This is a genomic window from Syntrophales bacterium, assembly GCA_035363115.1.
Classification (GTDB): domain Bacteria; phylum Desulfobacterota; class Syntrophia; order Syntrophales; family PHBD01; genus PHBD01.
On sequence record DAOSEM010000007.1, the window covers coordinates 170,260 to 188,800 of the forward strand.

Below are 18,541 nucleotides of genomic sequence, written 5' to 3' on the forward strand. Positions count from 1 at the left end.
TTAGCAGCTAAACGGAGGCGCTAAACGTTTAGGCTAAACAAAGAGCTAAACGGAGCTAAACGAAACGGCAGAACATACACATAATCAACATGATAGCCGTTTAGTTAAATAGGGCTTCGCCCGTTTAGTTTAGAAGGGGGGGTTACCCCCCTAAACACTAAACGGCAAAACTAAAAAGACGCCCGGCAGGGCGGAAGAGAAACAACCGATAGGAGGGATTAAAACCATGGCAAGCAAGCTGGCTGATCTTCGGGCGATAGCAGACGAAAGCGGGTTCATCACCTCGCCGAAGTGGACCGAGTTCATCGGGACACTGAGCGCGGATGACCGGGAGTCGCTGCGTTCGGAGATTTTCGGAGATCCGGACACGACCTTTTACAATGCCGACAACGACCCGTTCGGGATCTACGGGGGCGCGAAGGACTTGATGACAGGCAGCAAGACGGCCCTTGGATATACAGGTTTGGGGGATGATTACCGGGCCGGTGCCGCCTATTCGTCACCGTTTGCCCCACAGTCGGAGTACGAGCGAAATTGGAGCGTTTATCAGAACTACATGGCCGGTCGGGACGAGTCGGTATGGGACAACCCGTTTTCGGCCTTTTATGCTCTCGGCAACCCCATCGGTACGCTGGCGAAGGAATCGGGAGTGTCTTCGGGTGTCCAGAACGCTTTGGACATTGCCTACAACATCGGTTCGCTCGGCGGCGGGTTGGCGACGGAGGGGCTGTCGAAGGCCACTTCTTCCGAGGGTGACTTGATAGAGAACATCGGCAAGGGGATTGACGAGGCCCTGGACCCCCTGGAAGTCGATTACTACATCCGCGAGGCGGGGAAGCACGTCCCGGAGTCTGTTCGTTCTTACGTGAAGCCAGCCGCCACGGCCATCGGTTCGATATGGGGTCCGATAGGGGCGTCTGCCGGGTACGGCGTCGGCAGCAAGATTGCGGGTGAGGACTATTCAAAAGGGCTTGCGGGTTCTGCCCTGGCATATGCGGGTGCAGCCGGGGGACTTGGCGGCAAGGCCTTGAAGTATGCCGGAAACCTGGCCCTGCCTGAACTTCTCGACACCTCCGACGATAACAACACGCTTTCCGCGCTGTCCATGTACCTGCGGAGAATCCGGGGCGGGTCCGGCACGGCTGATACGGAAACAGGGGGTTCCCTGTCCGGGGTCGCTTGGGGTGATTCGGAGGTTCCCACTACAGGCACCAGTTTTACAAGCGATTCCCTTGGCAGGCAGGACGTTCCCGGGGGCGGAAGTTTCTATGACGACGTGCTCGAAGAACTGAAGAGGCGAAAGAAAAGCCGGGAGATTTAGGGCAATTCAGGACGCTTAAGGCGTGTTCAAGCAATTCATGCATGTGAGGAGTGAATCCATGGCGACCAACAAGAAGAAATTCACCAACGAGGAACTGATGGCCCTTATTGACAAGGGCGTCGAGCAGAAAGACGCGGCCCGCATCCTGGGAGCATCCCCTTCAGCCGTATGTCAGCGGATGGCGAAGATCAGAGCACAGCAGCCCCCGGAGTCTTTCGACAAGCTCACGGATAAGCAACAGCGGTTCGTTCTTGCCCGATGCGAAGGCAAGAGTCAGACGGAATCGGCAATGCAGGCTTACGATTGCTCTGACCGGGAATCCGCGAAGGCGATAGGACACCGGCTTTCCAAGGAACCCGACGTAGCTGTGGCAATGGCCGATTTGATGGCGCAGGAAGGCATCCCGCGACGGAGAAGGGTCCAGAAGCTCAAAGACATGATCGAGTGCAAGGACCTGTCAATTGTCGGCAAGGGGCTTGATATGGGGTTCAAGCTGGCCGGGGATTATGCGCCCGTGCAGGTGGAAGTTGATGTGGACGCACAGCTCCGGGCGCTGGCCGCGATGCTGGACGCTACGCCGAGACCGGTCAGCAATTAAGGCGGTGAAAATGGATTCGTACAGAAAGGGGAGAGATAGGATTTCTCACCGATGCCCAGACCCCCTCCCCCCGGGGTCACAAGAAAGGGTGCAGCTACGAATGACACCAGGGCAAGCGATCAGACGGTACTGTGTTCATTGCTGCGGAGGACAAAACGCGAGGGTCACCGGATGCGACGGCGACAAGTCAGCAAGCGGGGACGGTTTCCAACCGTGTGGGTTCGATTCCCACCGACTTGGAAAAGGTCGTCCGTCGGTCCGGTTGATCCGCCTCTTCTGCCTTGCTTGCCAAGGCGGGAAGGCAGCGTTTGTACGGGACTGCATTTCCCCCGCCTGTATCCTCTATCCTTTCCGCATGGGGAAGAACCCGAATTTCACAAGAGCGGGAAGAAGCGCGGCAGAGATGGACGCGATCCGACCGAAACGAGGGGGGCTTATCAGGGGAAATGGCGTCTATTTTCAACGATCCCTGCCGGGGACGATAGAAGACCCGCACCCGGGGGAGATAATCGCTGGCACATGATAAGAACAACAAGCCGGAGCATCAGGAAACGGACAGACGCAAGGGGGGAAGATTTGTTGATGCTGCTGAATGAGGAACACAAACCCATCTGCCGGGCCAGCCGGGGATGGACGGGAATGGAGAATGATCCATGAACAGTCCGTCCATGAAGGAAGGTCACGGGAGCGATCAGGGCCGGGGATTGTCCTTGCAGATACCACCGGAGTTGATCACGGCGATAGGGGAGCATGTCATTGAACGGTTGATGCCCCTCATGGATTCACGGGGGAAGACCGAAGAAGACGTGATCTTCGATGTTCCGGGATTGTCTGGATACCTGAAGGTTGACGAGTCCTGGGTTTATGATGCCGTCAAGCTTCAGAAGATCCCCTTCTACAAGGTCGGCAAGTATCTTCGGTTCCGGAAGGCGACCGTTGACACCTGGCTTGAGAGGCAATCTATCAGGCCGTTACCGCCTGGCGGACGAAGGGGTGCAAGGTGAACAACGGATTGCGTGTCCGCTGGTATGGGGTAAAACGTCAATGAAAACAGACATGCCCCGATGCCTGTGAAGTAAAATGTGAAGTTCATAAAATAGCCCTTGACATGTCCATAATTCTGTCTATAATGGTGCCCACATCATACAAGGGGGCCACATGAGATTCATGACCGTTACAGAGTTGAAGCAGAGGGCAACGCAGATTGTATCGGAGATTGAGGCGACCAGGGAACCCGTCGTTGTAACCAAGAACGGGAAGCCGGTTGTGCTGATGCGATTCGTTGCGGACGAGGACTTCCAGTTGAAGGAAGACGTCAAGGGAAAGGAGAAGGGCCATGGCAAAGACCAAGGGCATTTACCGAAGAGGTAAGACTTACTGGATTTCTTATGCCGGGCTAGACGGCAGGATAGTCCGGGAATCCGCCCGCTCCGACAAATTCAAGGTGGCGGAGGCGTTGTTAACCGAACGGCGGAAGTCTGTCCGGGATGGCAAATTGCCGGAAGTCAAAAGGATCGGGAATCACAGCTTCGGAGAACTGACAGAGGAATATCTTAAATGGGCAGAGAGACAGCGGGGTTACAGGCAGAAGCGGCTTGTGGTCAATCAGCTAAAAGACAGGTTCGGTCAGTATCCCTTGCGGCGAATCGACACCCGGACCCTTGAAGGCTACCAATCGGAGAGGCTTCAGGAAGGAAAGAAACCGGCGACAATTAACAGGCACATTGCGACCCTGAAACACATGATCCACAAGGCCGTCGATTGGGACATGGTGGAAGAAGAAACGTTGAAGCGTGTCCGGAAGGCCAAGCTGCTGGAAGAGAACAACCGACGGTTGCGTTTCCTTTCCCATGAGGAAGGTCAGGCCCTTGTGAATGCCTGTGACAACCACCTCAAACCCGTTGTCATCATGGCCCTGAATACCGGAGCCAGGAAAGAAGAAATCCTTGGGCTGAAGTGGGACAACGTTGACTTGAAGCATGGGTTCATCCTGTTGGACCAGACAAAGAACGGGGAGCGGCGGGAAGTTCCGATCAATCAGACCCTGCGGGATACGTTGGGGCGGATCGTCCGGCGTGTTGATGTTCCTTACGTTTTCTATGATGCGAAGACCGGGAAGCGTTACAGCAACCTTCGGCGGTCCTTTGAGTCGGCTTGCAAACGGGTCAAGATCAGGGACTTCCGGTTCCACGACTTACGGCATTCCTTCGCGTCACAGCTTGTCATGGCCGGTGTGGATATCACGACGGTGAAGGAACTGTTGGGACACAAGACTCTTACCATGACCCTCCGCTATGCCCACCTTGCCCCATCTCACAAAGTGAAGGCCGTCGAGATTCTTGACCGGCCCCTCACGTCAACTTCACAAAAACTGCACAAAAAAGAAGGGGTCGCAAATGGCTAGCATCTGCAACCCCTCGATATTACTTGGTGGGACGTATCGGGATCGAACCGACGACCAACGGATTAAAAGTCCGCTGCTCTACCGACTGAGCTAACGTCCCGTGTTGCCGATTACGGCGAGGCGTGCCCTATTAACAGGGGGAAAGCCCCCTGTCAAGAAATCTCAGGCGCCGAAGAAGGGGTTTTTCAGGATGATGGTCTCGTTCCGGCCCGCCCCGACGGAAACGAGGACGAGCCTGGTGTCCGAAAGCGCCTCGATCTGCTCCAGGTATTTCCGGGCATTCTTCGGGAGATCCTGGATCTCCCGGGCGTTCCGGATGTCTTCGGTCCATCCGTCCATCTCCTCGTAAACGGCCTCGCAGCGGGCGAGAACCCGCGGATTCGCCGGGACGGCGTTGCTGACAATCCCTTCTTCCGTCCGGTAGCCTACACAGATCTTGAGTTTCTCGATACCCGTCAGGACGTCCAGCTTCGTCACGGCGAGTCCCGTGATTCCGGAGACCCGGACGGACTGGCGGACGAGAACCATGTCGAGCCAGCCGCAGCGGCGCTTGCGCCCCGTGGTCGCCCCGAACTCCTGACCTTCCCGCTGGATCCGCTCTCCGATCTCGCAGGTCAGTTCGGTGAGAAAGGGGCCGCCGCCGACCCGCGTCGTGTAGGCTTTGCAGATCCCCACCACGGCGTCCACGGCGCCCGGTCCCACGCCGGTCCCCGAGCAGGCATTGGAAGACACGGTATTCGACGATGTGACAAAGGGATACGTGCCGTGGTCCACGTCCAGATGTGCGCCCTGGGCACCCTCGAAGAGGATCTTCTTGCCCATACGGATCTCACGGTCCAGAAGCGTGGAGGTATCGGTGATGTACGGCTTCAGCGCCTCGCCGTACGCCCGGTACTGGTCGTAAATCGCCTGCTCCGAGACGGGCTCCTCTCCGAAGAGCTTCATCAGGAGGAAATTTTTCTCCGCCACGTTGGCCGCCAGTTTTTCCCGGAATACCTCTTCGTCCAGAAGGTCTCCCATGCGGATTCCCGTCCTGGCCACCTTGTCCTCGTAGGCGGGGCCGATGCCCCGGCCGGTCGTGCCGATTTTCTTCCCGGCCTTGCGGGTTTCCCGGGCAAGGTCGAGCCGGCAGTGATACGGCATGATAGCGTGGGCCTTTTCGCTCACGAATAGATGGGTATTGGGCGGGAAATTGCCGCGGCTCCGGAGGGCCTCGATCTCGCTGAGGAGAACATCCGGGTTCACCACGACCCCGTTGCCGATGATGCAGGTCTTCTGGTCGTGGAGAATTCCAGAGGGAATGAGGTGAAGGATGGTCTGTTCGCCTTTCACCACGAGGGTGTGGCCGGCATTGTTCCCGCCCTGAAAGCGGGCGATGACATCGGCATCCTCCGCATAGATGTCTACGACCTTTCCCTTGCCTTCATCGCCCCACTGGGTTCCCACGACAACGACGTTCGCCATGATCCGCTTTCCTTTCCGCCCCGGCTTCCCTACATCTCCACCTGGGTTACCGAGATAACATGGGGTAATTCCCTGAGTTTCTTGAGGATGTCCGGTGTCACCATCGTGTCCGTGGTCAGGACGACCAGGGCCTGGCCGGTTTCCGCCTGCTCGCGGTTCAGGCTCAGGTGAAGCCTGGCGATGTTGACGTTGTTCTTGCCCATGGTGGTGCCGATGTTCCCGATGACGCCGGGCCGGTCGTTGTTGTAGACCACCAGCATGTGTCCTTCGGGGATGGCATCCATGGCGAACTTGTTGATCCGGACGATCCGGGGGTCCTGCCGGCCGAACAGCGCGCCGGCGGTGTAGCTCGTCTCGTTCTGGGTCTTGACCGTCACGGAGATCATGCTCGTGTAAGCCTGGGTCTCGCTGCTCCTTGATTCAACCACCTTGATGCCGCGCTCCTTGGCCACCACGGGCGCGTTGATGTAGTTCACGTTCTCCTTGAGGATGGGCGTGAGGAGACCCTTCATGAGCGAATTGATGAGGGGTGCAACGTTGTAATTCAGGATCTCGCCGCTGTACTCCACCAGCACCTCCTTGATGCCCCCGGAGACGAGCTGGGCCTGGAACTGCCCCAGCTTCTCCGCCAGTTCCAGGTAAGGCTGGATGATGTTGAGCAGCTCGCCGCTCACGGACGGGAAATTGACGGCGTTGCGGATCTCGCCCTTGGTGAGGTAGTCCGCAACCTGCTCGGCGACGGCGATGGCCACGTTGATCTGCGCTTCATCCGTGGAGGCCCCCAGGTGAGGAGTGCAGATGACGTTGGGATGGCCCACCAGTTCCTTGTTCTTCGTCGGCTCCTCCTCGAAGACGTCCAGGGCCGCCCCGGCCACCTGGCCCGAGTTCAGGGCGTCCAGGAGGTCTTTCTCGCTGATGATGCCGCCCCGGGCGCAGTTGATGATGAACACGCCCTTTTTCATCCTGGCGAAGGCCGCGGCGTTGATGATGCCCCGGGTCTCCTTCGTCATGGGGGTATGAACGGAGATGAAGTCCGAGCTTTTCAGCAGCTCGTCGAAGGAGACGAGGGTGATGCCCAGCTTCTCCGCCGCCTCGGGGGAGATGAACGGATCGTAGGCAATGACCCGCATCCGCAGGCCCTGGGCCCGGTCAGAGACGATGCTCCCGACCCGGCCGATGCCGACGATGCCGAGGGTCTTGTTGTACACCTCGGCGCCCATGAACTTGTTCTTTTCCCACTTCCCGCCCTTCATGGAGGCCGTGGCCTGGGGAATCTCCCGCGCCAGGGAGAGCATCAGGGAAATGGCATGCTCGCCGGTGGTGATCGTGTTTCCCCCGGGGGTGTTCATGACGACGATGCCCCGCTTGCTCGCCTCGGGGATGTCCACGTTGTCCAGGCCGATTCCGGCGCGGCCGACGACTTTGAGGCTGTCCGCCGCCGCGACGATTTCCTTCGTGACCTTCGTGGCGCTCCGGATGATCAGGCCGTCGTACTCCTTGATGACCCCCTTCAGCTCGTCCGGCGTCAGGTTGGTCATGATGTCCACTTCGAGCCCGGGTGTATTCTTCAGGATCTCGATGCCCTGTGTCGACAGCGTATCGCTGATCAGTACCTTCTTCATAGGTGATTCTCCTTTGTTCTATTCGATGCCGGATCCTACAGGGATGCCACTTTCTGAAGAAATGCCTTCCCCAGTTCCGCCAGGGCCGTCCGGATGTCCTCCGGCTCGACGGTGGGGCCGCACCAGAAGCGGTATCCCGGAGGGGCGTCCTTGTAGGAATTGATGTCGAGGGCGATTTTCTTCTTCCCGAGGTCGCTCGCGACGTCCTTGAGGAACTTCGCCCGGGCGTCCTTGGGCAGGGCCTGGACCTTCTCGTGGACGACGGACAGGCAGACGGAGGTGTTCGAGCGCACCTCCCTGCCGGCGGCCAGGAAATCGACCCAGTCGTTCTTCGCCACCCAGTCCTCCACGACCTTCAGGTTCGCCTCGCTCCGGGCGATCAGTCCCTGGAGGCCGCCGACGGACGCGGCCCACTGCAGGGCATCCAGATAGTCCTCCACGCAGAGGAGGGAGGGGGTGTTGATCGTGTCGCCCTCGAAGATGGAGACGTTGACCTTTCCGCCCTTCTTCATGCGGAAGATCTTCGGGAGGGGCCACGGGGGGTCATAGGACTCGAACCGCTCGACCGCACGGGGACTCAGGACCAGCATGCCGTGGGCCGCCTCGCCTCCAAGGCATTTCTGCCAGGAGAAGGTCAGGACGTCCGTCTTCGACCAGTCGATGGGCATGGCGAAGGCGGCGCTGGTGGCGTCGCAGAGGGTCAGGCCCCGGCGGTCCGCCGGGATCCAGTCCCAATTCGGGATCTTGACGCCGCTGGTGGTCCCGTTGGCGACGAAGACCACGTCGCTGTTCCAGTCGATGGATGACAGGTCCGGGATCTTTCCGTAGTCGGCCTTCAGGATCGTCGGGTTGAGCTTGAGCTGCTTCTGGATGTCCGTCGCCCAGCCCTCGGAGAAACTCTCCCATACGAGGGCGGTCACGGATCGGGAGCCCAGGAGACTCCACATGGCCGCCTCGAAGGCGCCCGTATCGGAACCGGGCATGATTCCCACGAGGTAATTGTCCGGGATGCCCAGAATGCTCTTGGTTTCCTTGATGGCTTTCGCCAGTTTGTCCTTTCCCTGGGCCGAGCGGTGGGAGCGGCCTACCGGTGCGTCCTTGAGGACTTCCAGGCTCCATGCGGGCCGCTTGCTGCAGGGTCCGGAACTGAAATTGGGATTGTGCATGGCAGATACCTCTCTGTTTTTCTGACGAGCGGAATTCTATAACAAGATTGGATCGATTGTGCAAGCCCTTTTATCAGGGAAGATGCTTGATATGCTTACGGTTTTTCAGATTCCCGGGCCGGAGGCGCCGTTGCGCCGGGCGACTGGAGAAGGGAGGAGGGGGCTTCGGCACACCAGGGAAGAACACTTCGGGCTTGAAAGAAAGCTTTTGGAAATCTATAACGTCGACGTTGTTTTCCGGCATTTTGAGTCGTTGGGGGGGGTGATGGGGCGGAGTTATCCCAAAGGCGACACCGCCGAAGCGGGCGGTGAGGTGGACCTGAACCCGCAGTTCCTGCTGGCGCTGGAGCTGATGGAGCGGACGGAGCGGAACGTGTTCATCACGGGCCGCGCCGGCACGGGGAAATCGACCCTTCTGCGCTATTTCCGCGAGCACTCCGCGAAGCCTGTCGTTGTCCTGGCCCCCACGGGGGTCGCCGCCGTGACGGCCGGCGGCCAGACGATCCACTCCTTCTTCGGCTTCAAGCCGGACATCACCCCCTCGGCCATCCGCCGCCGCGTGAAGGGGGAAAAGGCGGATCTCTACCGCCGGCTGAAAATCATCATCATCGACGAGGTTTCCATGGTCCGGGCGGACCTGCTGGACTGCATGGACCGGTTCCTGCGACTCAACGGGCCGGCGGCGGACCGGCCTTTCGGCGGGGTTCAGATGATCTTCATCGGGGATCTCTACCAGCTCCCGCCGGTGGTGACGAGCCGGGAAAAGGAGATCTTCCGGTCCCATTATGCAACGCCGTTCTTTTTCAGCGCCCGGGCCTTCGAAGACTTCGAACTCGCCTTTGTCGAGCTGGAGACGGTCTACCGCCAGAAGGACCCGGAATTCATCCGTCTCCTGAACGCCATCCGCAACCGGTCCATCACGGACGAAGACCTGGTGCTCCTGAACCGCCGGGTCGATCCGGCGTTCGAGGCACCCGCCAAGAGCTTCTACATCAACCTGACCAGCACCAACGACCTGGCGGACCGCATCAACGAGGAGCAGCTCTCCCGGCTGCCCGGGGACCCCTGGACGGCCGTGGCCGCCGTCGACGGGGACTTCGAGGACCAGTACCTCCCGACGTCGCCGGTCCTGAAACTGAAAAAAGGCGCCCAGATCATGCTCCTCAACAACGACTCGCTGGGGCGCTGGATCAACGGCACCATCGGGAAGCTGAAGGGGGTGAAGCCGCAGGAGGAGGGGCCGCCGCTCCTCCTGGCCCGCCTGGACAACGGCAGGAAAGTCGAGATCGCGCCCTACACCTGGGAAATCTTCCGGTTCTTTCTCAAGGACGGGGAGATCGCCTCCGAGGCGGTGGGCTCCTTTATGCAGTACCCGGTTCGGCTCGCCTTTGCCGTGACGATCCACAAGAGCCAGGGAAAGACCTTCCGGAACGCCGTCGTCGATGTGGGGCGGGGAACCTTTGCCCACGGCCAGATGTACGTCGCCCTGTCGCGGTGCACCGATCTCGACGGCCTCGTCCTCCGGAAGCCTGTCCGGCGGAGCCACATCCTCATGGACTGGCAGGTGGTCAACTTTCTCACCCGTTTTCAGTATGGCGAGGCGGCCCGGCGGAGCCCCCGGGAGGAGCGGGTCGCCATCCTGGAGGAAGCCGTCCGGGAGCGGAAAAAGCTGGAGATCGTCTACCTGAAGGCAAAGGACGAGAAATCCCGGCGGACGGTCCGCCCCCTCTTCGTCGGCGAGATGACCTTCAGCGGTCGCCCCTTCCTGGGACTGGAGGCCCACTGCCTGATGCGGGATGAGAAACGGACGTTCAACGTGGACAGGATCCTCGAGATCCGGGAGGTGCCGTGAAAAAGATCCGGAGCGCATTCTTCTGCCAGAATTGCGGGCATTCCTCGCCCAAGTGGCTCGGGAAGTGTCCCTCCTGCGATGCCTGGAACAGCTTCGTGGAGGAGGAGATCCGGGACACACAGGCGGGGACAGGACGGGAGGCGGCCTATGGCGGCGGTCCCCAGCCGCTCGACGCTATCGAGGCGGAGGACGGGGAGCGCCTCTCGACGGGGATCGCGGAGATGGACCGGGTTCTGGGCGGCGGACTGGTGGCCGGCTCGGCGGTCCTTGTAGGCGGGGACCCGGGGATCGGGAAATCCACGCTTCTGCTCCAGGTCCTGGAGAAAATCGCCGCCCGGGGGAGCCGGGTGCTCTATGTCACCGGCGAGGAGTCGGCTCGCCAGATCCGCCTGCGGGGAAAGCGGGTGGGGGCCGTCTCATCCAGCCTGCTGGTTCTCGTGGAGATCGGCCTGGACAACATTCTGCGGCACATCCAGGAGGTCCGGCCGGCGGCGGTGGTGGTCGACTCCATCCAGACGGTCTATTCGCCGGTCCTGTCATCGGCACCGGGGAGCGTCGGCCAGGTCCGGGAGGCCTCGGAGCGGCTCATCCTGCTGTCGAAGAAAACGGGCATCCCGCTGTTCCTGGTGGGGCACGTCACCAAGGACGGTTCCATCGCCGGGCCCCGGGTCCTGGAGCACATGGTCGACACGGTCCTCTATTTTGAGGGGGATTCCAGCTACGCCTACCGGGTCATCCGCGGAATCAAGAACCGGTTCGGGCCGACGAACGAGATTGGCGTCTTTGAGATGCGCGACAGCGGCCTCGCAGAGGTAACCAACCCCTCGGAGGCCTTCCTTGCGGAGCGCCCGCTGGAAGCGGCGGGATCGGTGGTGGTGCCCAGCGTCGAGGGGACGCGGCCCATCCTGGTGGAGATCCAGGCCCTCGTCAGTCCCACCTCCTTCGGCATGCCCCGGAGGACGGCCATCGGTGTGGACCCGAACCGGGTGTCCCTCCTGGTGGCGGTCCTCGACAAGATCGGGGGAATCCACCTGGGCAGTTCCGACATCTTCGTGAACGTAACGGGAGGGCTCCGGGTAGCGGAGCCGGCGGTGGACCTGGGAATCGTCTCGGCGCTGGCCTCCAGTTTCCTGGAGCGGCCCGTGGAGTCGGGGACCGTCGTTTTCGGAGAAGTGGGGCTCACCGGGGAGATCCGGGGGATCGCCCAGACGGACGTGCGGATCCGGGAAGCCGCCCGGATGGGCTTCCGGCGCTGCATCCTGCCCAAAACCCGGGAGACCCGGAAGCGCTCCCGGGGAGACCTTGAGATCCACGCCGTGAGCCACCTCCGGGAGCTCCTCGAACACCTGTTCTGAAGGACCGCTGCCGGATGCCGGGAGGCTCCGCTTATTCCCGGCTGCTCCGGTCGCCGATGACGGCGGCGAGATCCGCTACGTAAGACTTCATCTGCTGTGCCTGGGCGGTCATTTCTTCGGAGGCGGAAGCGGATTCTTCCGCGCTGGCCGCCGTCTGCTGGGTGACCTTGTCCATCTCCGCGACGGCCTTGTTGATCTGGTCGATGCCCTGGGCCTGCTCGCTGGAGGCGGCGGCGATCTCCCCGACCAGCTCCCCGACCTTGGCGGAGTTTACGGCAACCTCGCTGAAGGCCTCGCTTGTTTTCCCCACCAGATCGGACCCTTCCCGGATCTTCTTGACGGTGCCCTCGATCAGGCCCGAAGTGTTCTTCGCGGCCTCGGCGGCCCGCATGGCCAGGTTCCGGACCTCTTCCGCCACGACGGCAAATCCCGCCCCGGCCTCCCCGGCCCGCGCCGCCTCCACGGCCGCGTTCAGGGCCAGGAGGTTGGTCTGGAAGGCGATCTCGTCGATCGTCCTGATGATCTTGGATGTCTCCTCGCTCGCCGCGGTGATCTCTCGCATGGAGCTGGTCAGATGTTCCATGGAATCATTCGCCTTCTTCACGACGGTGTTGGCCTGGTTCATGAGGGCGTCTGCCTGGGAGGCGCTGCCGGCGTTCTGCCGGGTCATGGAGGCCATCTTTTCCAGGGAGGTGGAGGTTTCCTGCAGGGAAGATGCCTGGTCGTTCGCTCCCTCCGCCAGTTGCTGTGCCGTCGCCGACACCTGCGCCGATGCGGATGCCACCTGGTCCGACGACTCCGTCAGCCCGGCGGTGGCCCGATTGATGGGCCGGGTGATGGAGCGGACAAGGAAGAAACTGGCGGATGTCATGAGTGCGCCGATGGCCAGGAGCGCGAGGAAATTAAACAACAGAATCCGGTTCAGTTCGCGGCTCATCAGGTCGAGGTCCTTGCCGATGAAGAACATGCCGACGGTCTTGTTGTCCACATTCGTGACGGGCCAGTAGGCCGTGTGGAAGTTCTTGCTCAGGATTCGGTTCCTGTCGAGATATTGTCCCGATTTCTGAAGCACGGCCTCCAGTACCCGGGGATTGTCCATCTTCGTTCCCACAGCCCGCTTGCCGTCCCTTATAATTGTCGTCGCGATCCGGGTGTCGCCCTGGAAAATCGTCGACTCCACGCCGAAGCGCTTCTTGATGTCGTCCACGAAGGCGTCCGTTGAGAGGTCGAATCCCGCCGTCACCGATCCGATGACCCGCCCCCCCTGGAGGACGGGATGTCCAGCCCGCAGAGAAAACTTGACTACCGTTCCCGGCTCGACACCGGTGGACGCTCTTCCGGAAAGGGCGTTTTTCACGTTCACCTGGTCCATGACACTGTCGCCGCTCTTGTCGGAGTGTCCCCGTCCAATCACGACGCCATCCCGGTCCGCCACGGTGACAAAGGCGATGCCGAGGTTTTCCATGGCGCTCTTGCCGATTTTCCGGACGGCCTCGCCGTCCTTTCTTTCAACGGCTGCGATCAGGTTGGGATGAGATGCCAGACTGGCGGCGGCACCCACTGCCAGTCTCTTCTGTTCCTCCACATGCCTCTGTACGATGTGCGCCATCGCCCTGGTTTCCGTCTGTCCCTGGTCGTCCAGTCCCGAACTGAACAGCAGGTAGGAAGTTGCAAAGACGGCACCTCCGGCAAGAAGGATGGTCAGGGCCACCAGGCCCAGGATTTTCCCCGATAAAGTGATTTTCATCATCGTCGCCCTCCCGGCGAGTGAATGTTGGCTGCTTATGGATGCAGTACGCGCTTTTTAGCAAGGTGCATGCCGTTCAGGAGGTTAACGAGGAAAGTCTTTCCCGGCAAGGGTTGGAGCGCTGTGATGCCATGAAGATCCGGATGCTTGCCGGTTGGCGGGGGGATGGAAGCGGAAGATGCGTTCGTGAGGGCTGCGCCGTTTGCCCAGGGGATGGGAGAGAGGTCGCTAAACGGTTTTTTTTCGTCGGGAATTTGACGGTCAACTGACTGGTTCGTCCGCTTTTTGACAACAGATAATGACAGTGGAATCGGATGGATCGAGATGTTGGCTGACCGGAACCGCCGAACGGACGAGGGGCCTCGTTCCGGCTCAGGAAATGCGCGCCGTGCCTCGAGAACGAAGATCAGGGAGATCTCACGGAGGCCTGAAAGGCCCCGCGGTCATATGGCCAGGAAGAATTCCAGCGGGCGGGCGGAACCGGTCTCCGCGGCCGCCGTGGAGACGGCTTTTGCAACCTCCTCCTGGACCTTCCGGTTGAAGACGCCGGGGATGATGTGGTCCTCGCCCAGCTCCTGCGGGGCGACGGAGCGCGCGATGGCGTCGGCCGCGGCCAGGAGCATCTCCCGGCTGATGGACCGGGCCCGGGAGTCCAGGACCCCCCGGAACAGCCCCGGGAAGCAGAGGACGTTGTTCACCTGGTTCGGATAGTCCGAGCGGCCGGTGGCGATGATCCGGGCATACTTGTGGATCGCCTCCGGCGCCACTTCCGGCACCGGGTTGGCCAGGGCGAAGACGACCGGGTCCTTCCCCATGTGTTTCACCGCCGAAGGCGGCAGGATGTTTCCCTGGGAGACGCCGATGAAGACGTCGGCCCCCTCCATGGCGTGCCGGAGGCTTCCTTTCCGCCGCTCCGGGTTGGTGAGGGCGGCAATCTCCTCCTTCACCGGGTTCATGTTTTCCTTCCGACCCCGGTACAGGGCGCCGGAGCGGTCGCAGCCGACGATGTTCCCCGCACCCGCCGCCATGAGCAGCCGGATCGTGGCGATGCCGGCGGCACCGAGGCCGTTGATGACGATTCCGATGTCCTCCAGGCGCTTCCCGACGATGTTCAGGGCGTTGAGGAGACCCGCGAGGATGACCACGGCCGTGCCGTGCTGGTCGTCGTGAAAGACGGGGATGTCCAGCTCCGCCTTCAGGCGCTCTTCGATCTCGAAACAGCGGGGCGCCGAGATGTCCTCCAGGTTCACGCCGCCGAATCCCGGGGCGATCCACTTCACCGCCTGGACGATCTCCTCCGGATCTTTCGTGTCCAGGCAGATCGGGAAGGCGTCCACTCCCCCGAACTCCTTGAACAGCAGGGCCTTTCCCTCCATGACCGGCAGGGCCGCCCGGGGACCGATGTCGCCGAGGCCGAGCACCGCGGTTCCGTCGGTCACGACGGCCACCATGTTCTTCTTCATGGTCAGGTCGAAGACCCGGTCCGGCTCCTCATGGATGGCCGTCGACACGCGGGCCACGCCGGGGGTGTAGGCCATGCTCAGGTCCGCCCTCGTTTTCAGGGGGAGCTTGCTCCGGATTTCGATCTTTCCCCCAGCGTGGAGCATGAAGGTCCGGTCCGTCACGTGGAGTAGGCGGATGTCCCGGACTCTCCGGACGGCCGTCGTGACCCGGTCCAGCATTGCCGTATCCGCGGCGTTCACGACGATGTCCCGGACGATCGCCTCGCCGCGGAATCCGGCGATGTCCACCGAGCCGATGTTTCCCCCGGCCCGGCCGATGGCCGCCAGGACGCGGGCCAGCATGCCGGGGCGGTTCGGGATCTCCATGCGGAGGAGGATGCTGTAGCTGGGGCTGGTTGTGCGGATCATGGTTCACCTCCAGGGGGGCGGATCGCCCGGGAAGAGGAGGCTGCCGGGGCGGCGGGTGTCTGCCCGCCGCCCCCCGGCCGTAATGTGGAAGGTTCTGTCGGGGACCCCCGCGGGTGTGGAATTCTCCCGGGGAGCCGGAAATGATTCACTCAGTGCTTGAAATGCCGCCGGCCGGTGAAGATCATGGCCATGCCGTGCTCGTCTGCCGCCTGGATAGCCTCATCGTCCCGCACGGAGCCTCCCGGCTGGACGATGGCGGTGACACCCGCCTCCGCCGCCAGGTCCACGTTGTCGCGGAACGGGAAGAAGGCGTCCGAGCCGAGGACCGTTCCCTGCGTCGGCAGGTTGGCCTTCATCCGGGCGATCTTGACGGAGTCCACCCGGCTCATCTGCCCGGCGCCGACCCCCACGAGCTGGTCCTTCGTCGCCAGGACGATGGCGTTGGACTTGACGTGCTTCACCACACGCCAGGCAAAGTCCAGGGCCTGGTACTCCTCCTCCGTGGGGGCTCGCTTCGTGACGACCTTTGCCTGCCGGAGGTCGAAGGCGTCGGTGTCCCGCTCCTGCAGGAGAAGCCCGCCCACGACCCGGCGGAAGTCGAAGCCGGGAGAGCCTGCCCCGGCGGATGCGGGGATCTCCAGGAGACGGACATTTTTCTTGGGCTGGAGGATCTCCAGGGCCTTGGGGTCGAACCCCGGGGCGATGATCACTTCCAGGAAGATCTTTGCCAGCTCCTCTGCTGTCTTCGTGTCCACCGGCCGGTTCAGGGCCACGATGCCCCCGTAGGCCGACACGGGATCCGTCTTGAGGGCCTTGAGGTAGGCCTCCACGAGGTCCCCCCCGGACGTGGCGGCGCCGCATGGGTTGGCATGCTTGATGACGATCGCCGCCGGCCGGTCGAAATCGGAGACCATCTGCCAGGCCGCATCGGCGTCCATGATGTTGTTGTAGGAGAGCTCCTTGCCCTGGAGCTGGCGAGACGTCGCCACGGCTGGGAACGCCGCTGCCGGCTCCCGGTAGAAGGCGGCCTTCTGGTGCGGGTTTTCTCCGTACCGGAGCCCCTGGGCGAGCTGGAACTGTACCGTGTAGGTGTCGGGGAACTCTTTCGTCTCGCCTTCCGGCTGAATCCGACCGAGGTAATTCGAGATCGCGGCGTCGTAGCGGGCGGTGAGCTGGAAGGTCTTTGTCGCCAGCAGGTAGTTCGTGGCCTCGGATATCTTCCCGCCGGTCTCCTGCATTTCCTGAAGGATGAGGGCGTAATCCACCGGATCCGTGACGACGCTGACGAATCGCCAGTTCTTGGCCGCCGCCCGGAGCATCGTCGGGCCGCCGATGTCGATGTTCTCGACAGCCTCCTCGAGTGTGCAGCCCGGCTTGGCGACGGTGTCTTCGAACCGGTAGAGGTTGATGACGACCATGTCGATCAGGTCGATCCCGTGCTCCCGGGTCGCGGCGATGTGCCCGGGGTTGTCCCGGAGGGCCAGGAGGCCGCCGTGGATCTTGGGGTGAAGGGTCTTGAGCCGCCCGTCCATCATTTCCGGAAAGCCGGTGTAGTCGGATACATCCACCACGGTCAATCCGCTCTTGCGGAGCTGGGCGGCGGTGCCGCCGGTGGACAGGATCTCCACGCCGGCGGCGGCGAGTCCCTTTGCAAATTCCACGATTCCCCCCTTATCGGTCACGCTGATGAGGGCTCTCTTGATCACGTTGGCTGTCATGAGGATTCTCCCGAGTTCCTTTCCTGGAATCATAAAAGGGGACTACTGTCCCCGGATCTGTTTCATGAGGGCGACGCGGCGTCCGATCAGGTCCGCCGTGCCGATGTCGGGCCGGTGGTCCACGGGGCCCTTGACGGCATTCGCGGCGCACTCCGCCACGGCCTCCGCCCCGGCCAGGGTCGCGGCGATGCCCACGACGCCGATGGCCCTGGACGTGCTCATGTACAGGCCGTCGGGCCGCTGGTCCACGGATGAATAGTAAAGGCGCGCGGCCCCCGGGTCGCCGATGGTGATCCGGGCGGCGGTGGAGGAAGCGTCGGGGTGGTCCTTCGGGAGGCCGTATCCTTTTGGGACGATATACTTGCAGACGGTCGCCTTCTGCTCGAAGCAGACCGGGAACCGGTCCAGGGTTCCGTCGGTGATGGCCCGGCACAGCTCCACGAAGTCCGACTTCAGGAGCGGGAGAATGTTCATGGCCTCCGGGTCTCCCAGGCGGGCATTGTACTCGAGGAGCTTCACGCCGCTTTTCGTGACCATGAAGCCGCCGTACATGATGCCCTTGTACAGGGAGCCCGTCTCCCGGGTGATCGCGTCCGCCACCTGCCTCGTGATCGCCAGGCCGTCCGCCACGTCCCGCTCCGTCAGGAACGGCAGCAGGTGATCCTCGCAGGAGTAGGATCCCATGCCTCCCGTGTTGGGGCCCCGGTCGCCGACAAAGCGCCGCTTGTGGTCCTGCACGGCCGGTGTTGCGACGACGGTCTTCCCGTCGCAGAAGCACTGCAGGGAAAATTCCTCCCCCTCCAGCTTTTCCTCGACGATCACCGAAGGGTGCTCCACCAGGACCTGCCGGCAGTAGGCGAGGGCCTCCTCCCGGGTCTCGAAATGGTCTCCCTGGACCAGGACGCCCTTGCCCCCCGTGAGGCCGTCGGGCTTGATCACGATCCCCTCCAGTTCGGACAGGAATGTCTCCAGGCCGTCCGGAGAGGTGAAGACCCGGTACCGGGGATTCCCGGGGATTCCGTATTTTTCCACAAGATCCCGGGTGAAGGACTTGGACGTCTCCAGCCGCGCCAGGTCTTTCGTCGGTCCCACCGCCGGGATACCGGCCTCTCGCAGGGCGTCCACGACGCCCTCATTCAGGGGATCCTCCGGCCCGACGAGGGCCAGATCGACCCTGGCGGACCGGGCAAAGGAGGTGATGGCATTCAGGTCGCTGTAGCTTCCGAGGAGAACGTCCTGCGATAGGGAGGCGATGCCGGGATTGTTTGCCTTCATGCAGGCGAAAAGCCGGGGGCGGGTGGCCGACCGGATAAGGGTTTCGGCCATGGCGTGCTCCCGCGCGCCATTTCCGATCAACAGGACGCTGGACATTTCTTTCCTCCCTTGGGACGCTCCGGACAAGATTGAGCGGACGGCGGATCCC

General features: G+C 62.0%; 14 protein-coding genes and 1 tRNA gene. 7 read left to right on the forward strand and 8 right to left on the reverse strand.

Translation table 11 applies throughout. The features are described from left to right. Positions 1-226 precede the first annotated feature (226 nt). The 5 genes from PLO63_13750 (at position 227) to PLO63_13770 (ending at position 4,323) form a co-directional block, all read left to right on the forward strand. Positions 227-1,321 carry a hypothetical protein gene (locus tag PLO63_13750; protein HOI75204.1) on the forward strand — a complete coding sequence of 365 codons (1,095 nt, stop codon included), beginning with the start codon at positions 227-229 and terminating at the stop codon, positions 1,319-1,321. 58 nt (positions 1,322-1,379) lie between these two features. Continuing rightward, positions 1,380-1,919, forward strand: a complete 540-nt coding sequence (locus PLO63_13755; protein ID HOI75205.1) for a terminase small subunit — start codon at positions 1,380-1,382, stop codon at positions 1,917-1,919. Positions 1,920-2,572: 653 nt separating this feature from the next. Then, a complete protein-coding gene (locus tag PLO63_13760; protein ID HOI75206.1) occupies positions 2,573-2,923 on the forward strand; it encodes a helix-turn-helix domain-containing protein in 351 nt (116 codons plus the stop codon). A 154-nt stretch (positions 2,924-3,077) separates the two neighbouring features. Beyond that, positions 3,078-3,290: a type II toxin-antitoxin system Phd/YefM family antitoxin gene (locus PLO63_13765; protein ID HOI75207.1), complete on the forward strand. Its 213-nt coding sequence runs from the start codon at positions 3,078-3,080 to the stop codon at positions 3,288-3,290. After that, positions 3,256-4,323: a site-specific integrase gene (locus PLO63_13770; protein ID HOI75208.1), complete on the forward strand. Its 1,068-nt coding sequence runs from the start codon at positions 3,256-3,258 to the stop codon at positions 4,321-4,323. Before PLO63_13765 ends, PLO63_13770 begins: the two co-directional genes overlap by 35 nt. 24 nt (positions 4,324-4,347) lie before the next feature. On the opposite strand, the gene PLO63_13775 is transcribed toward PLO63_13770, so the two are convergent. The 4 genes from PLO63_13775 to PLO63_13790 form a co-directional block, all read right to left on the reverse strand. Next, positions 4,348-4,423: transfer RNA gene (locus PLO63_13775), tRNA-Lys, on the reverse strand. Positions 4,424-4,485: 62 nt separating this feature from the next. Next, positions 4,486-5,787: an adenylosuccinate synthase gene (locus PLO63_13780; protein HOI75209.1), complete on the reverse strand. Its 1,302-nt coding sequence runs from the start codon at positions 5,785-5,787 to the stop codon at positions 4,486-4,488. Between the two features lie 29 nt (positions 5,788-5,816). After that, on the reverse strand, positions 5,817-7,409 hold the full coding sequence (serA, locus tag PLO63_13785; protein ID HOI75210.1) for a phosphoglycerate dehydrogenase: 1,593 nt from the start codon (positions 7,407-7,409) through the stop codon (positions 5,817-5,819). 35 nt (positions 7,410-7,444) lie between these two features. Continuing rightward, positions 7,445-8,575 (reverse strand): phosphoserine transaminase, encoded by a 1,131-nt coding sequence (locus PLO63_13790; GenBank protein ID HOI75211.1) that lies wholly within the window; start codon positions 8,573-8,575, stop codon positions 7,445-7,447. 265 nt (positions 8,576-8,840) lie between these two features. Between PLO63_13790 and PLO63_13795 the strand changes: the two genes are divergently transcribed. Together PLO63_13795 and radA are read left to right on the forward strand one after the other, a co-directional pair. Then, on the forward strand, positions 8,841-10,427 hold the full coding sequence (locus PLO63_13795) for an AAA family ATPase (GenBank protein ID HOI75212.1): 1,587 nt from the start codon (positions 8,841-8,843) through the stop codon (positions 10,425-10,427). Beyond that, positions 10,424-11,782, forward strand: coding sequence for a DNA repair protein RadA (gene radA / locus PLO63_13800; protein HOI75213.1), 1,359 nt, complete (start codon positions 10,424-10,426; stop codon positions 11,780-11,782). The genes PLO63_13795 and radA overlap by 4 nt, the downstream gene beginning before the upstream one ends. A 31-nt stretch (positions 11,783-11,813) precedes the next feature. Here the strand turns inward: radA and PLO63_13805 are convergent, their stop codons facing one another. The 4 genes from PLO63_13805 to purD all read right to left on the reverse strand — a co-directional run bounded on the left by PLO63_13805 (position 11,814) and on the right by purD (position 18,489). Continuing rightward, on the reverse strand, positions 11,814-13,532 hold the full coding sequence (locus tag PLO63_13805; GenBank protein ID HOI75214.1) for a methyl-accepting chemotaxis protein: 1,719 nt from the start codon (positions 13,530-13,532) through the stop codon (positions 11,814-11,816). A 440-nt stretch (positions 13,533-13,972) separates the two neighbouring features. Beyond that, on the reverse strand, positions 13,973-15,400 hold the full coding sequence (locus PLO63_13810) for an NAD-dependent malic enzyme (GenBank protein ID HOI75215.1): 1,428 nt from the start codon (positions 15,398-15,400) through the stop codon (positions 13,973-13,975). A gap of 149 nt (positions 15,401-15,549) precedes the next feature. Beyond that, positions 15,550-17,118, reverse strand: a complete 1,569-nt coding sequence (gene purH / locus PLO63_13815) for a bifunctional phosphoribosylaminoimidazolecarboxamide formyltransferase/IMP cyclohydrolase (protein HOI75216.1) — start codon at positions 17,116-17,118, stop codon at positions 15,550-15,552. 42 nt (positions 17,119-17,160) lie between these two features. Continuing rightward, the gene (purD, locus tag PLO63_13820; GenBank protein ID HOI75217.1) at positions 17,161-18,489 is read right to left on the reverse strand and encodes a phosphoribosylamine--glycine ligase; all 1,329 of its coding nucleotides are present in this window, start codon (positions 18,487-18,489) and stop codon (positions 17,161-17,163) included. Positions 18,490-18,541 lie beyond the last annotated feature (52 nt).

Excerpts from the sequence above, each read along its gene's own strand:
- PLO63_13810 (HOI75215.1), bottom strand. The coding sequence starts at position 15,400 with ATGATCCGCACAACCAGCCCCAGCTACAGCATCCTCCTCCGCATGGAG.
- PLO63_13805 (HOI75214.1), bottom strand. The coding sequence starts at position 13,532 with ATGATGAAAATCACTTTATCGGGGAAAATCCTGGGCCTGGTGGCCCTG.
- PLO63_13765 (HOI75207.1), top strand. The coding sequence starts at position 3,078 with ATGAGATTCATGACCGTTACAGAGTTGAAGCAGAGGGCAACGCAGATT.
- PLO63_13755 (HOI75205.1), top strand. The coding sequence starts at position 1,380 with ATGGCGACCAACAAGAAGAAATTCACCAACGAGGAACTGATGGCCCTT.
- serA (HOI75210.1), bottom strand. The coding sequence starts at position 7,409 with ATGAAGAAGGTACTGATCAGCGATACGCTGTCGACACAGGGCATCGAG.
- PLO63_13750 (HOI75204.1), top strand. The coding sequence starts at position 227 with ATGGCAAGCAAGCTGGCTGATCTTCGGGCGATAGCAGACGAAAGCGGG.
- PLO63_13790 (HOI75211.1), bottom strand. The coding sequence starts at position 8,575 with ATGCACAATCCCAATTTCAGTTCCGGACCCTGCAGCAAGCGGCCCGCA.
- PLO63_13760 (HOI75206.1), top strand. The coding sequence starts at position 2,573 with ATGAACAGTCCGTCCATGAAGGAAGGTCACGGGAGCGATCAGGGCCGG.
- PLO63_13780 (HOI75209.1), bottom strand. The coding sequence starts at position 5,787 with ATGGCGAACGTCGTTGTCGTGGGAACCCAGTGGGGCGATGAAGGCAAG.
- purD (HOI75217.1), bottom strand. The coding sequence starts at position 18,489 with ATGTCCAGCGTCCTGTTGATCGGAAATGGCGCGCGGGAGCACGCCATG.
- purH (HOI75216.1), bottom strand. The coding sequence starts at position 17,118 with ATGACAGCCAACGTGATCAAGAGAGCCCTCATCAGCGTGACCGATAAG.
- PLO63_13795 (HOI75212.1), top strand. The coding sequence starts at position 8,841 with ATGGGGCGGAGTTATCCCAAAGGCGACACCGCCGAAGCGGGCGGTGAG.
- PLO63_13770 (HOI75208.1), top strand. The coding sequence starts at position 3,256 with ATGGCAAAGACCAAGGGCATTTACCGAAGAGGTAAGACTTACTGGATT.